At 61.5% G+C, this 14,070-nt stretch carries 10 protein-coding genes; 8 read left to right on the top strand and 2 right to left on the bottom strand.

What is annotated here, in order from left to right; translation table 11 throughout:
• Positions 1 to 8 precede the first annotated feature (8 nt).
• From CVE41_RS00785 to alaS, 7 genes are all read left to right on the top strand, one after another.
• Positions 9 to 1,634 (top strand): DUF4139 domain-containing protein, encoded by a 1,626-nt coding sequence (locus CVE41_RS00785; RefSeq protein ID WP_157799348.1) that lies wholly within the window; start codon positions 9 to 11, stop codon positions 1,632 to 1,634.
• Between the two features lie 110 nt (positions 1,635 to 1,744).
• The gene (gene recA / locus CVE41_RS00780) at positions 1,745 to 2,806 is read left to right on the top strand and encodes a recombinase RecA (RefSeq protein ID WP_100258971.1); all 1,062 of its coding nucleotides are present in this window, start codon (positions 1,745 to 1,747) and stop codon (positions 2,804 to 2,806) included.
• Between the two features lie 205 nt (positions 2,807 to 3,011).
• Complete coding sequence (locus CVE41_RS00775; protein WP_100258970.1) at positions 3,012 to 3,638, top strand: glutathione S-transferase family protein; 627 nt, start codon at positions 3,012 to 3,014, stop codon at positions 3,636 to 3,638.
• Positions 3,639 to 3,734: 96 nt separating this feature from the next.
• Complete coding sequence (locus CVE41_RS00770) at positions 3,735 to 4,901, top strand: nucleotide sugar dehydrogenase (RefSeq protein WP_100258969.1); 1,167 nt, start codon at positions 3,735 to 3,737, stop codon at positions 4,899 to 4,901.
• Positions 4,901 to 5,923, top strand: coding sequence for an NAD-dependent epimerase/dehydratase family protein (locus CVE41_RS00765; RefSeq protein ID WP_100258968.1), 1,023 nt, complete (start codon positions 4,901 to 4,903; stop codon positions 5,921 to 5,923). Before CVE41_RS00770 ends, CVE41_RS00765 begins: the two co-directional genes overlap by 1 nt.
• Positions 5,916 to 6,752, top strand: coding sequence for a class I SAM-dependent methyltransferase (locus CVE41_RS00760; protein ID WP_157799347.1), 837 nt, complete (start codon positions 5,916 to 5,918; stop codon positions 6,750 to 6,752). The genes CVE41_RS00765 and CVE41_RS00760 overlap by 8 nt, the downstream gene beginning before the upstream one ends.
• A gap of 73 nt (positions 6,753 to 6,825) precedes the next feature.
• Entirely contained in the window at positions 6,826 to 9,489 is a 2,664-nt protein-coding gene (gene alaS / locus CVE41_RS00755; protein ID WP_100258966.1) for an alanine--tRNA ligase, read from the top strand.
• Positions 9,490 to 9,530: 41 nt separating this feature from the next.
• Here the strand turns inward: alaS and CVE41_RS00750 are convergent, their stop codons facing one another.
• Positions 9,531 to 9,710: a hypothetical protein gene (locus CVE41_RS00750; RefSeq protein ID WP_100258965.1), complete on the bottom strand. Its 180-nt coding sequence runs from the start codon at positions 9,708 to 9,710 to the stop codon at positions 9,531 to 9,533.
• Between the two features lie 53 nt (positions 9,711 to 9,763).
• Positions 9,764 to 11,524 carry a cation:proton antiporter domain-containing protein gene (locus tag CVE41_RS00745; protein ID WP_100258964.1) on the bottom strand — a complete coding sequence of 587 codons (1,761 nt, stop codon included), beginning with the start codon at positions 11,522 to 11,524 and terminating at the stop codon, positions 9,764 to 9,766.
• A gap of 179 nt (positions 11,525 to 11,703) precedes the next feature.
• Here CVE41_RS00745 and CVE41_RS00740 point away from each other — a divergent pair, with 179 nt between their 5' ends.
• On the top strand, positions 11,704 to 14,067 hold the full coding sequence (locus CVE41_RS00740; RefSeq protein ID WP_100258963.1) for a S8 family peptidase: 2,364 nt from the start codon (positions 11,704 to 11,706) through the stop codon (positions 14,065 to 14,067).
• Positions 14,068 to 14,070: the final 3 nt, after the last annotated feature.

Here is a 14,070-nt window from a genome sequence, read left to right as displayed (position 1 = left end):
GCATCGGCGTGACCCGTCCATTCGTCCTCATAGCGGCAATCGCGGCAATGGTGCCGGCCGATGGCCTGCTGGCGCGCGAAACCGTCGATGCATCGACGCCACAAGAGCTTGCGGTGACGGTCTATCGCGACCCACAGCGCGGCCAGGACCAGCGTATGGATCGCAGGTGGCCACGAGGCTTCGCCATGATCAGCGAAATCAGGACCGTGACTCTGCCGCCTGGCGAGTCCAGCATACGCTTTACGGGAGTTGCGGAAGGCATGGTGGCCGTCAGCGCTATCGTCACCGGCCTGCCAGGCGGGACAATCGAGAAGAACCGCAACGCCGATCTCCTCAGCCCTGCTGCGCTGGTCGACCGTACACTCGGCAACCGCGTCACCATTACCCGCACCGATCCGGCAACCGGTGTGGCCCGGTCCGAAAGCGCCATTGTGCGAACCCGAGCAGACGGCGGACTGGTGCTCGAAACCCAGCAAGGGTTCGAGGCCGTGCGATGCTCCGGTCTGCCGGAAAAGCTGACTTTCGACGAAGTGCCTTCAGGCTTGTCCTCGCAGCCGGTCTTCTCGATCGATACGCGAAGCGATGCGGGCGGGACCTACACCGTCACGCTGTCCTACCTTGCATGGGGTTTCGACTGGGAAGCGAATTACGTCGCCCGTTTGCACGAGGCGAGGGCGGACGGCAGCTTGCGGATGGAATTGCTGTCTTGGCTGACGATCCTCAACGATAACGGCCAGAGCTTTCCCGATGCCGATCTCATGGCGGTTGCAGGGAAACTCAATGTAGAAAGCGATTTCGAAGAGCTGGCTGACGAGCCCGAGGCGCGGCCCCTTCGACTGACCTGCTATCCGTTTGGCAGCACATCGGCCGGATCTCCACCTGGCTATCTGATTCCTCCGCCACCACCGCCTCCGCCGCCACCTGCAGCAGTGATGTCGATGGACAGCGAAGCGATCGTCGTGACCGGCAGCCGGATGCAGAAGGTCATGGCCGAAGCTGCAGCGCCCCTGGCTGTGATCGCGGCCGAGGAGGCGCTTGGCGACCTCAAGCTCTACCGTATTCCGGAACCCGTTACAGTTGCAGCTCAGGGGCAGAAGCAGGTCGCATTTCTCGACAAGGACGAGGTCGAAGCGCGTTTCATTTACGTTGTCGGCTGCGATTATGGTGAGGTCGACGATGCCGACGAGGTGGAATATTTCGATCCTGCCCGGCTGATCCTGGCGACCAAGAACGACAAGGCGAAAGGCCTGGGCCAGTCCCTGCCGATGGGCGGCATCGCCATTTACGAGCCGACTTCCTTCGGTGACTTACTGGTCGCGGAAACGAGGCTGCGTGACTTCGCCCTGTCCGAGGACATCGAGCTCGAGCTGCCGCAAAGCACCCAGGTTTTTGCCCAATGCGGCGGAGTCGATCGCGAGGATCTGGAAAAAGAACGTCGCTGGGTCCGCAAGCGTGCGCAGATTTCAAATGCCAACGATGCCCCTGTTACGGTAAGGCTCGATCTCGGAACGGCAGGCTACACCAAACTTCGCGGGCTGAAGGGTACGCGGATCAAGGACGGCAGGTTGATCTACGAGACTGAAATAGCTGCGAATTCCCGCAGAGTTCTGCGTTTCCGCCAACAAAATGACTAGTTTTCCAACTAAAATTTCGTTCCACTCTTGTTCTTGTGGAACAAAAACGGTACACCCTGTTGTGTTGAAGAGTCGAAAACGGCTCTGGATAAGCGAAAGGGGTATGTGTCATGGCGGCCAGTCTGAAGCTCGTGAAGGATAAAGAAATGTCTGCAGACCGTCAGAAGGCGCTGGATGCCGCCCTCGCACAGATCGACCGCGCGTTCGGTAAAGGCTCGGCCATGAAGCTGGGCAGCAAGGAAGCGATGAATGTGGAATCGATTTCCACCGGTTCGCTCGGCCTTGATATCGCGCTGGGAATTGGCGGCCTGCCCAAGGGCCGTGTCATTGAAGTTTACGGCCCGGAAAGCTCGGGTAAGACCACGCTGGCCCTGCATGCCATCGCCGAAGCCCAGAAGGCTGGCGGTACGGCCGCTTTCGTCGATGCAGAGCACGCGCTCGATCCGGTCTATGCCAAGAAGCTTGGCGTCGATATCGACGAACTGATCGTGTCGCAGCCCGATACCGGCGAACAGGCGCTGGAAATCACCGATACGCTGGTGCGTTCGAACGCGATCGATATCCTCGTAGTCGACTCCGTCGCTGCGCTGGTACCGCGCGCCGAAATCGAAGGCGAGATGGGCGATAGCCACGTCGGCCTCCAGGCGCGCCTCATGTCGCAGTCGCTGCGCAAGCTGACCGGTTCGATCAACCGCTCGAAGTGCATGGTGATCTTCATCAACCAGCTGCGCATGAAGATCGGCGTAATGTACGGCAACCCCGAGACGACGACGGGCGGTAACGCGCTCAAGTTCTACGCTTCGGTGCGCCTCGACATCCGTCGCACGGGCCAGATCAAGGACCGCGACGAAGTGGTCGGCAACTCGACCCGTGTGAAAGTGGTCAAGAACAAGGTTGCGCCGCCGTTCAAGCAGGTCGAATTCGACATCATGTACGGGGAAGGTATCTCCAAGATCGGTGAAATCCTCGACCTGGGCGTCAAGGCGGGCCTCGTCGAGAAATCGGGCAGCTGGTTCAGCTACGACAGCGTCCGCATCGGCCAGGGCCGCGAAAATGCGAAGACCTTCCTGAAAGAAAATCCAGAGATGTGTGCCAAGTTGGAAGCCGCCATTCGCGGCAAAACCGACGAGGTCGCCGAGGAGATGATGACCGGTCCGGACGCGGACGACTGATCACAGCCCCTCGAAGCGGGAGCGTGAGTGGCACTTCAACCCCAGCCACTTGCAAGCCGGACTGTCCCCCGGTGCTCCCGATGAAACGGAAAGCCGGTGCGCGCACTCCTTCATGGATGTTGCCGCACCGGCTTTTCCGTATTCGATACTGGCATTACGTTTCGGCTGCGACTAGGCAGGCCTGGCCGCCACTCTGGAACTGAAAATGACCGTAATCGTCCATCACCTTAACAACAGTCGCTCGCAGCGCATTCTCTGGCTACTGGAAGAGTTGGGCGCGGAATACGAGATACGGTCGTATCAGCGCGATGCCGAGACCAATCTCGCTCCGCCCGAGCTCAAGCAGGTTCATCCCTTGGGCAAGTCACCGGTCATCGAAGACAATGGCCGATTGATCAGCGAGAGCGGGGCGATCATCGAGTATCTGTGCGAACGGCACGGCGGCAAGGACTGGTTGCCCGACCGCAGCAGCGATGTCTGGATCGACCATCTGGAATGGATGCAATTCGGTGAAAGCTCTTTCTTCGTTCCGGTCATGCTCAAGATCTATGCCGGGAGGCTCGGTGACGCTGCCGCTCCCCTGATGCCGCGTGTCGATGAACAGCTCGCGGCCCATGTCGCATTCGCCGAGGAAAAGATCGGCGATGATCTTCATTTCGTCGGTCAGGACTGGAGCGCGGCCGATGTCATGATGAGCTTCCCGGCAGAAATTGCCGTGATGCAGGGGTTCGCCGAGAAAGCGCCCAAACTTGCACGGTTCGTCGAGGCGATCCATGCACGACCGGCGTGGCAGCGCGCACGTGAAAAGGGCGGTGCCTATTTCGTCTGGTAAGCCTCGATTGTCGTCGGCTCGCCGCGCCTTTCATGAGGCAGCTGAATTGGTTTGCCGAAGACACGCACGCACACTTTACGCAAAACAGGTAATTCAATGAAGATCGCAGTTTTCGGACTTGGATATGTAGGATTGTCCAATGCCATCATGCTGTCGCAGCATAACAGGGTTGTGGGCGTCGACGTTTCCGCAGAGCGGATCGCCATGCTTCGCGACCGCCAATCTCCCATCCAGGATGCATTGGTCGAGGAATACCTGCGCAGGGACGATCTCGACCTCGATTTCACGACCGATTTCGACAATGCAGTAGAAGGCGCGGAGTTCGCCGTGGTCGCAGTGCCGACCAATTACGATGTCGAAACGAATTTCTTCGACACGTCTGCTGTGGATTCCGTCACGCAGAAGGTGCTGTCTGCAAATCCGGATGTTACCGTGGTGATCAAATCCACCATTCCGGTCGGCTATGTTGCATCGGCGCGCGAACGCTTCGGAAGCGATCGAATCATTTTCAGTCCCGAGTTCCTGCGCGAAGGCAAGGCGCTATACGATAACCTCCACCCCTCCCGCATCATCGTGGGAGGACGCTCGGAAAGGGCACGGAAGTTTGCCGACCTGCTGCTCCAACCAGCCTTGGACGAGGATGTACCCGTCCTCCTGACCGATGCCGACGAGGCAGAGGCGATCAAGCTTTTCGCCAACACCTATCTTGCCATGAGGGTCGCCTTCTTCAACGAACTGGATAGCTACGCCCTGTCGCGCGGTCTCGACACACGGCAGATCATCGAGGGCATCGGCCACGATCCCCGGATCGGGTCGCACTATAATAATCCTTCCTTCGGCTATGGCGGTTATTGCCTGCCCAAGGATACCAAGCAGCTGCTCGCCAATTACAGCGAGGTGCCGCAGAACCTTATCCGCGCGATTGTCGATGCCAACCGCACGCGAAAGGACTATCTGGCCGATCGCATCATTGCGAAAGAACCCAAGACGGTTGGCGTGTTCCGCCTCGTGATGAAGGCCGGTTCGGACAATTTCCGCCAGTCCTCGATCCAGGGCATAATGAAACGGATCAAGGCCAAGGGTATCGAGGTCATCATTTACGAACCTGTCATGGAAGAAGACAGCTTCTTCGGTTCGCGCGTCGAACGCGATCTGGAAGCGTTCAAGCGGGTCTCGGATGTCATCGTTGCCAACCGTTTGACGGAAGAGCTTGCCGACGTGCGCGACAAGGTTTTCACGCGTGATCTTTTCGGGGCCGATTGATGCAGGAAAACCGCACGGCTCTTGTAACCGGGGCTGCCGGATTCATCGGGTATTTCACGTGCAAACGGCTCCTGGCGGACGGGTTCCGCGTTATCGGTGTCGACTCGCTCAGTGATTATTACGATCCCGCGCTGAAACGGCGGCGCCAGTCGGAATTGCTTCAGAATCCGGGATTCCGGATCATCAACGACCCGATCGAGCAGCCTGCTCTGCTCATGGACCTGTTCGAAGCCGAAAAGCCCGATGTCGTCGTTCACCTCGCCGCGCAGGCCGGCGTGCGGTATTCGATCGAGAACCCGCGGTCGTACCTCGAGAGCAATCTCGTCGGAACTTTCGAGCTGCTGGAAGCGGCGCGCGCCCATCCGCCGCAACACATGCTGCTTGCCTCGACCTCCTCGGCCTACGGTGCCAACACCGAAATGCCGTATCGCGAGACGATGAAGGCAGATCACCAGATGTCGTTCTATGCGGCGACGAAGAAGGCCAACGAGGCGATGGCGCACTCCTACGCGCACCTCTTCGGCCTGCCGATCACGATGTTTCGCTTTTTCACCGTCTACGGTCCGTGGGGACGCCCCGATATGGCCCTGTTCAAGTTTACTCGCGCCATGCTCTGCGGTGAGCCGATCGATGTTTACAATCACGGCGAAATGATGCGCGACTTCACCTACGTCGAGGACCTGGTGGAGGCTGTCCGCCGCCTGATCGAAACGGTGCCCGTGCGACCGGAACGGCCTGAAGATGTCGAGGACGGAGACAGCCTGTCGCCTGTCGCCCCATGGCGGGTCGTCAACATCGGCAATTCCAAACCCGTCCAGCTGGGCGACATGATCGCGGCAATCGAGGACGCGCTGGGAGTGACGGCCAAACGCAATCTGATGCCCATGCAACCCGGCGACGTGCCCGCGACCTGGGCGGATGCAGAGCTTCTTCAAAGTCTCACCGGCTACGTACCCTCTACCGATATCAAGGACGGGGTCGCTCGCTTCACGCAGTGGTACCGGAAGTATTATAATGTCTGATGCGAGCGTTTCGGTATCCGAATGGACGGGAAAGACCGGCAAGAGCTGGGCGCATGAATGGCAGCGGACCGATCGCAGCTTCGGACCCCTGACACAGCGGCTCTTGGCCGAGGCGGCAGCAGAACCCTTCGACCAAGCGCTGGACATCGGATGCGGGGCCGGGGAGATTTCGATAAGTCTCGCCCGAAAGTGTCCCACTTCGCAGGTATCGGGTGTCGATATCAGCGAGGAACTGCTCGCGGTGGCGAGGGAGCGCGCCGCCGGCCTTTCCAATGCGAGTTTCGAACTGGCAGATGCATCGCAATGGAATGCGCCGGATAGAGAGCCGGACCTCGTCGTCTCGCGCCACGGGGTGATGTTCTTCGAAGATCCGGTCGCTGCGTTTTCGCATGTTTCTGGCCAGGTTTCACCCGGTGCGCGCATGGTGTTTTCCTGCTTTCGCAAGCGCTCAGAGAACCTCTGGGCGCAGGAATTGTCATCGATCCTCGACGTCTCGCCTGCACCTGCCGATCCACGCGCGCCCGGCCCGTTTGCCTTTGGAGAACGTGACTACGTCACGGGAACTCTTGAAGAGGCCGGTTGGGAAGCGCTTCGGTTCGATGCAATCGATTACGGCATGGTCGCGGGCGAGGGGTCGGACGCACTCGACGATGCGACCTCCTATTTCCTGAGGATTGGTCCGGCCGCCCGGGCAATTGCGGCGATGTCGGGTGAAGAGCGCGACGGGGCGATCTCGAGATTGCGCACGATGCTCGATAGCCATCGCAAGGGCGACCGCATCGAATTGCCCGCCAGCTGCTGGATCGTAAGCGCCACATTGGCCCGATAATCGGGGAATCCGCACACTTTCACCGGTCTTTCGCGCTTGTCGGCTGCGCGCCGATTGCTTACGTGCGCAAGCCATGACGTCGACCAACGAAATCCGCCGCTCTTTTCTCGATTACTTCGCCTCCAACGGCCACGAGGAAGTGCCGAGCGCACCCCTGGTGCCTTTCAGCGATCCCACGCTGATGTTCGTCAATGCGGGCATGGTGCCGTTCAAGAACGCGTTCACCGGCCTCGAAACGCCGCCGGCGCCGCGCGCGACAAGTTCGCAGAAGTGTGTGCGCGCAGGCGGAAAGCACAACGACCTCGACAACGTCGGCTACACCGCGCGCCACCATACGTTCTTCGAAATGCTCGGCAATTTCAGCTTTGGCGACTATTTCAAGGAACAGGCGATCGACCACGCCTGGACGCTGCTGACCAAGGAGTGGGGCCTCGACCCCGAGAAGCTGCTGGTCACGGTTTACCACACGGATGACGAAGCATTCGATCTGTGGAAGAAGCGCACGGGCTTTGCCGACGACAAGATCATCCGCATCCCGACGAAGGACAATTTCTGGGCGATGGGATCGGACGGTCCGTGTGGCCCGTGTTCGGAAATTTTCTACGACCACGGCGAACATATCTGGGGCGGCCCTCCGGGTAGCCCCGAGGAAGATGGCGACCGGTTCGTCGAAATCTGGAACCTGGTCTTCATGCAATTCACGCAGGAAGCGGACGAGATCGTCGGCGACCTGCCCAAGCCCAGCATCGACACCGGGATGGGCATCGAACGCGTGGCGGCAGTCATGCAGGGCGTGCACGACAACTACGATACCGACACGTTCAAGGCCCTGATCGGCGCCAGCGAAGCGCTGACCGGTGTGAAGGCCGAAGGCGACCAGACCGCCAGCCACCGCGTGATCGCCGACCACTTGCGCTCGACCAGCTTCCTGCTGGCCGACGGCGTCCTGCCGAGCAACGAAGGGCGCGGCTATGTTCTTCGCCGCATCATGCGCCGCGCCATGCGCCACGCGCACCTGCTGGGTGCAAGCGAACCGCTCATGCATCGCCTCGTGCCCGAACTCGTCAGCGAAATGGGCGCTGCCTATCCGGAGCTGGTACGCGGCCAGCCGCTGATCCAGGAAGTGCTGGAGCGAGAAGAAACGCAGTTCCGCCGCACGCTCGACAAGGGTCTCAAGCTCCTCGACGATGCCACCGGCGACATGGGCGAGGGCGGCACGCTCGACGGCGAGACCGCGTTCAAGCTCTACGACACTTACGGCTTCCCTTACGACCTTACTGAAGACGCGCTGCGCAATCGCGGTATCGGCGTCGACAAGGACGGTTTTGATGCCGCAATGGCCCAGCAGAAAGCCGCTGCCCGTGCCGCCTGGAAAGGTTCGGGCGAAACGGCGAACGACGAAGTCTGGTTCGACATCGCCGAACGCGAAGGCTCGACCGAGTTCACCGGCTACAGCTCCGACACGGGCGAGGCCGAGGTCGTCGCGCTGGTGAAGGATGGCAAGGAAATCGACAGCGCGTCGGAAGGCGACGACGTCATCGTCCTTACCAACCAGACCCCCTTCTATGGCGAGAGCGGCGGCCAGACCGGCGATGCCGGGCGCATCTGGACGCCCGAGGGGCTGGAAATCGCCGTTTCGACCACGAACAAGCCGCTGGGTCGCTTGCACACCCATGTCGCCAAGGTTGCCAAGGGAACGATCAAGGTCGGCGAGGCGGTGCATCTCGAGATCGATGCTGGACGCCGTGACCGTATCCGCGCAAACCACTCTGCTACGCACCTCGTACATGCAGCGCTGCGCAACCGCCTTGGCGGCCACGTGACACAGAAGGGTTCGCTGGTTTCCGACGATCGCTTCCGCTTCGATTTTTCTCACCCCAAGCCGCTTTCCGACGAGGATATCGCGGCAGTCGAGGCAGAGGTGAACGAGGAAATTCGCGCCAACGAAACCGTCGGCACGCGTTTGATGACGCCCGACGACGCCGTGGCCGCAGGCGCGCTGGCGCTGTTCGGCGAGAAGTATGGCGACGAGGTTCGCGTCCTGTCGATGGGTCGTCGGGGCGATGAAGGGAAGAATTACTCGGTCGAACTGTGCGGTGGCACTCACGTCGAGGCGACGGGCGATATCGGCCTGTTCAAGATCGTCAGCGAAAGCGCCGTCAGCTCCGGCGTGCGCCGTATCGAAGCCCTGACGGGCGAGGCTGCGCGTCAATGGCTGCTGGCCCGCGACGAAACGGTGCGCGCGATCGCAGGCGCCCTCAAGACTTCGCCCGATGAAGCGGCCGCGCGCGTGTCTGCCCTGGTGGAAGAGCGCAAGCGCCTTGAGAAGGAACTGGCCGAAGCCAAGCGCTCACTCGCTCTGGGCGGCGGTGGATCGGGCGATGCTGGCCCTGCCGATGAGGACATCGGCGGTATCAGTTTCTCCGGACAAGTTATCGAAGGCCTCAATCCCAAGGAACTTCGCCCGCTCCTCGATGATGCGAAGAAGCGGTTGGGATCGGGCGTAGCCGCGATCTGCGCGGTGAATGAAGGCAAAGGCGCCTTCGCTGTCGCGGTGACCGACGATCTAACCGACCGCGTTAGTGCGGTGGACCTCGTCCGTGCCGGCGTCGAGGCCCTGGGCGGCAAGGGCGGCGGCGGCCGCCCCGACATGGCGCAAGGCGGCGGTCCGGATGGCAGCAAGGCAGACGAGGCGATCGCAGCCGCGCGTGCTGCGCTAGAACGCGAAAACGCCTGACGAACCGAGGTCCGTCAGGCGCTTTCAATTCTCACCGTAGATCAGGCGCTGGGCGTTTTCTTCGTCACGCCGCTGGAGCCCTGCTCGATATCGTAGCCGTCGGTGTCACCGGGCTTACCGCGCAGTTGATCGGGCGCGCGGTCCTTCAGCGGATCGGCCACGTTCTGCGGCTTGAACTTTTCGTCGTTCGGGATCGGTTTGGTCGGATCTATGTCGCTCATTTGTGTCTCCTTTGCCTAATCAACGCACCGGAAACGCAAGAGTTCATATATAATCAGCCGTCTACCGTGCCTGAGCGTAGCTTCGGCTTATAGGTGAGGGCGCCGTCCTCCTCGATACGGGCGCGGAATTCATCCCGCTTTTCGTGGATTGAGGCGATAACCGGCCCCATGGCGACGCCGATGTCGACAAGCACCGCTTCGGACAATTGCAGCGTCGCTTCGAGCGTTTCGGGAACGGCATGGCTGGCTCCGGCACGGTAAAGCGCCGAAGCGTGTGCGATGTCTCGCGCACGCGCCACGATCAGCAGATCGGGATGGCTTGCACGCAGCTTCGCCACCAGTCGCTGAGCCAGGATCGGCTCGTCCATGGTCAGGACAACGGCAAGCGCGTCTTCTATGCCGAGGCGTTGCAACGCATCGCCGCGGGCTGCATCGCCGAACACCGCGCGATAACCCTTGCGCTTGGCGCTTTGAATCATGTCGGCATCGGAATCGATCGCGACATAGGGCTTGCCGTGCTCGTCCAGCATTTGCGCAATCAGCCTGCCGACGCGGCCTGCGCCGATGATGATGACGCGCGGTTCTCCCTCGTCCTCTTCCGGCAGTTCGGGTGCAGATTCCACACGGCGTCCGACCACGCGGCCAAGGCGAGCAAGCAGGGGAGTGAAGGTCAGGCCGATGGCAGTCACGATTTGCCAGAACTGGGCGGTACCCGGCTGGATCAGCATGGCGCTGCTGGCCGCAGCGAGCACGATGAGGGTCGTTTCCGACGGGCTGGCCATCAGGATTCCGGTTTCGGCAGCTGTGCTGCGCCGTGCGCCCATGAGCCTCAGGAGCGTGCCGGTGAGCAGCGCCTTGAACACGAGAACGCCGAGGACCGCGATGGCGATGGTGCCGAGATTCTCCCAGATCGTCCGCAGGTCGATGCTCATGCCGACGGTGATAAGGAAGATACCGAGCGCCAGGCCCTTGAACGGCTCCATGATGGTTTCGACTTCGCCGTGATATTCGGTTTCCGCGATCAGCAGGCCGGCGATCAGCGCCCCGACGATGGGCGAAAGGCCGACTGCAGCCGTGGCTAGGCTCGCGCCGATAACGACGAGCAGTGCGGCTGCGAGAAACAGTTCAGGGCTCTTCGTGCGAGCGGCCTGCGCGAAGAGGCGGGGCAGGGCGATCCTGCCCGCGATCATCATTACCGCGATGACCAGGGCGCCTTGCCACAGCGTGTCGATCATCCCGCTCCAGCCTTCTGCCTGCGCATTGGGGGCCATGGCGCCGAGGATGAAGATGATCGGGACGATCATGATATCCTCGAACAGGAGCATCGACAGCGCCGCGCGGCCAACCGGGCTGGTACTGCCCGAGATCGGCAACACGATTGCCGTCGAGGAGAAGGCGAGAGCAAAACCGAGGGCGAGAGCGCCCGTCCAATACTGCCCCATCATTGCCAGCACGGCCGCCAGACACAGGCCGCCGATCATCAATTCCATGGCTCCAAGACCGAAGACCAGCCTCCGCAGCTGCCAGAGACGGTTGAAAGAGAGCTCGAGGCCGATTGCGAAGAGGAGCAGGATGATCCCGAACTCTGCAAATGGCTCGAGCGCTTCGGGATCGGATATGGTTATGTGTTCAAGCAGGGGTCTTTCGTAGACCAGCTGTCCAAGGCCATAGGGGCCGACCAGGATCCCGATCAGGATGAAACCGATAACCGGGGTAATGCGGAACCGTGTGAAGACCGGGATCACCAGCCCCGCCGCGCCGAGAATGACGAGCGCGTCGGATATTGCGGGGGATGCCAGGTCGCCTGATGCCATGCCTTAAGCCTTATGGGCTTCAAGCACTCTTGTCATCCGGCTTCGGTCGGTGAATGCACCGATGAATCGAATGGTTCAGGGTTCGCTAACCCAAGAGCGATAAATGCATGGGGAAAGGTCGCGCTTTGAAGAGAAAACCCATCCGTTCGAACCTGCTACGTGCATGTGCCGTCTTGAGCATGGCAACCGTTCTCCACGCTTGTGGAGGAGGGGGCGGCAGCGACCGTCCAATCAGCACTCCTCGCCCCGCTCCGTCGCCCACACCGAGCCCGACGCCGACGCCGACACCAACTCCTACGCCAACCCCCAGCCCCACGCCGACACCCACCAGCTTCCAGACGCGCGAATTCGACGAGTCCGACGGACCCAAGTTCCATGGCGCGATAACTGCCTGGGAAAGCGGAGCGACCGGGGGAGGGTCGATCATCGCCGTCATCGATTCGGGCATCGACCTCGACAGCCCCGAATTCGCCAATCGCATCCATCCGCAATCGCAGGATGTCGCAGGCAACCGCTCGGTCAACGGAGAAGATGATCACGGGACCAATGTGAGCCTGGTGGCGGCGGCTGCGCGTAATGGTATCGGTGTCCTGGGCATGGCTTTCGACGCGGAAATCCTCGCCTTGCGCGCCGATGCTCCGGGCAGTTGTGCGACGGACACGCCTGATGACCCTTCATTGGGATGCAGCTTTTTCGACCGCGATATTGCCCGCGGGATCGACGTCGCGGTCAGCGCCGGCGCAACCGTGGTCAACCTGAGCCTTGGCGGTCAGTCCCCCGGGACTGCGCTTCTCGATGCGGTCAGGCGCGCTTCGGCTGCGGGCGTCGTTATCGTCGTGTCATCCGGCAATTACGGCGACGGCAGCGATCCCGATTTCGACCAGTTCCAGCCGACCCCGTTCGCGTCCGACATTCGGGCCGCGGGCGGCGACAATGTGATCATCGTTGGATCGGTCGATCAGAACGGCGATTTCTCGAGCTTCGCCAACCCGGCAGGGGACGACGCGCAATTCTATCTCTCGGCACGCGGAGAGGCGATTTGCTGCGTGTACGAGGATGGTGAAATCTACATTGAAACGACCCCTCAGGGTCAGTTCGTCATCCTCTTTTCGGGAACGAGCTTCGCTGCTCCGCAGGTCGCAGGCGCAGTTGCGTTGATCCGGCAGGCATTTCCCAATCTGACGGGCGCTGAGATCGTGCAACTCCTGCTCGAAAGCGCGAGGGATGGCGGAGCTGCCGGCACCGACGCGATTTTCGGCAGGGGTATCCTGGATGTCGCGCAAGCCTTCCGCCCGGCTGGCGCAATGTCCGTTGCAGGGACTTCGATTGCCTTGACGGGCAACCAGCCGACCGCCGTGGGATCGCCAGCGATGGGCGATGCGCTCTCTTCGTACGGGGGCATGACCGTCGTTGCGACCGACAAATACGACCGCGCTTTCTCGGTTGACCTTGGCGGCGGGTTGAAGGACGCGAACCGCGACAACGACAGGCTGCGTGCTGCACTCGCGACAGGTGCCAAGCGCCATGTCGTGAATGAAGGCGCGTTGTCGATGGCGTTCAGTGTCACCGACAGATTTGCCGCACGAGGCGGTCTTGAAGCTCCGCAGGAACTGCTCTTGTCGAGTGGGCAAGCCGACACGGCAAGGTTGCTCGCTGGCAGGGTTATCGCCCGCCTTTCACCGAAGCTATCCTTTGGGTTCTCGGTCAACGAGGGCGCTCGCGGGCTTACGACGCAATTGGCAGGTTCTGCCGAGCCGGCATTCCTGATTGCAGGTTCGGGGAATGGAGCGACGCCGTTCCGCAGCCGTGACCAGCGCGCATTCGCGGCAGGCTTCGATCTGTCACCGGACATTCGCGCAACCGCGACGTTCGAGCAGGGTCGCATTGGCCTGGGGACGGACGCTTTCCTCGTCGATCGCCAGCCTGAATTGTTCGACCGGCTGGGTTTCGCGCGGGCAGGAATCGAATTCAGCAGCCGGGGGCTGCCGATCGAAAGCTCGGTCGCTGTGGACTGGACGCGCGAAGACAAGACTCTGCTCGGTGGCTGGTTCGGCGGCTCTCTGGGCGGCGCTGGTTCGCAGAGCCTCAGCGTGACCGCGCGCATGGCCCATTCCTTCGCCCGGCGCTGGACCGTGGCGGGAGCGGTGCAGAACGGGTGGTCTTTCGCGGACGAGGCGGGTCTCGTGCTCAACTCGAACGGCCTGAGGACCTCGGGTTGGTCGATCGACCTTCAGCGCCGTGGCGTTTTCGATCTCGCCGACAGCATGGCGTTCAGGGTCTCGCAGCCGATCCGCGTAGAGCAGGGCGGTCTGAACCTGCGCGTGCCCACCAGCTACGACTATGCGGCCGAAAGTGCACTCTTCTCCGACCGTCGCCTCTCGCTCTCACCGAGCGGGCGCGAACTTGTTGGAGAAGCACGATGGACAGGCCCCGTGTCATTCGGCTGGGGCGGTGCTTCGCTTTTTTACCGGCACCAGCCGGACCATATTGCCGATGCCCCTGCGGATGTGGGCGCAGCCGCGAGCTTCAACGCGCGCTTCTGAGCC

The organism is Qipengyuania seohaensis (assembly GCF_002795865.1).
GTDB classification, from domain to species: Bacteria; Pseudomonadota; Alphaproteobacteria; order Sphingomonadales; family Sphingomonadaceae; genus Qipengyuania; species Qipengyuania seohaensis.
The sequence above is the reverse complement of the archived record's forward strand: the minus strand, read 5'-3'. Positions and strand labels throughout refer to the sequence as shown.

Excerpts from the sequence above, each read along its gene's own strand:
- CVE41_RS00770 (WP_100258969.1), top strand. The coding sequence starts at position 3,735 with ATGAAGATCGCAGTTTTCGGACTTGGATATGTAGGATTGTCCAATGCC.
- CVE41_RS00750 (WP_100258965.1), bottom strand. The coding sequence starts at position 9,710 with ATGAGCGACATAGATCCGACCAAACCGATCCCGAACGACGAAAAGTTC.
- CVE41_RS00765 (WP_100258968.1), top strand. The coding sequence starts at position 4,901 with ATGCAGGAAAACCGCACGGCTCTTGTAACCGGGGCTGCCGGATTCATC.
- CVE41_RS00775 (WP_100258970.1), top strand. The coding sequence starts at position 3,012 with ATGACCGTAATCGTCCATCACCTTAACAACAGTCGCTCGCAGCGCATT.
- CVE41_RS00740 (WP_100258963.1), top strand. The coding sequence starts at position 11,704 with ATGGCAACCGTTCTCCACGCTTGTGGAGGAGGGGGCGGCAGCGACCGT.
- CVE41_RS00745 (WP_100258964.1), bottom strand. The coding sequence starts at position 11,524 with ATGGCATCAGGCGACCTGGCATCCCCCGCAATATCCGACGCGCTCGTC.
- recA (WP_100258971.1), top strand. The coding sequence starts at position 1,745 with ATGGCGGCCAGTCTGAAGCTCGTGAAGGATAAAGAAATGTCTGCAGAC.
- CVE41_RS00760 (WP_157799347.1), top strand. The coding sequence starts at position 5,916 with ATGTCTGATGCGAGCGTTTCGGTATCCGAATGGACGGGAAAGACCGGC.
- alaS (WP_100258966.1), top strand. The coding sequence starts at position 6,826 with ATGACGTCGACCAACGAAATCCGCCGCTCTTTTCTCGATTACTTCGCC.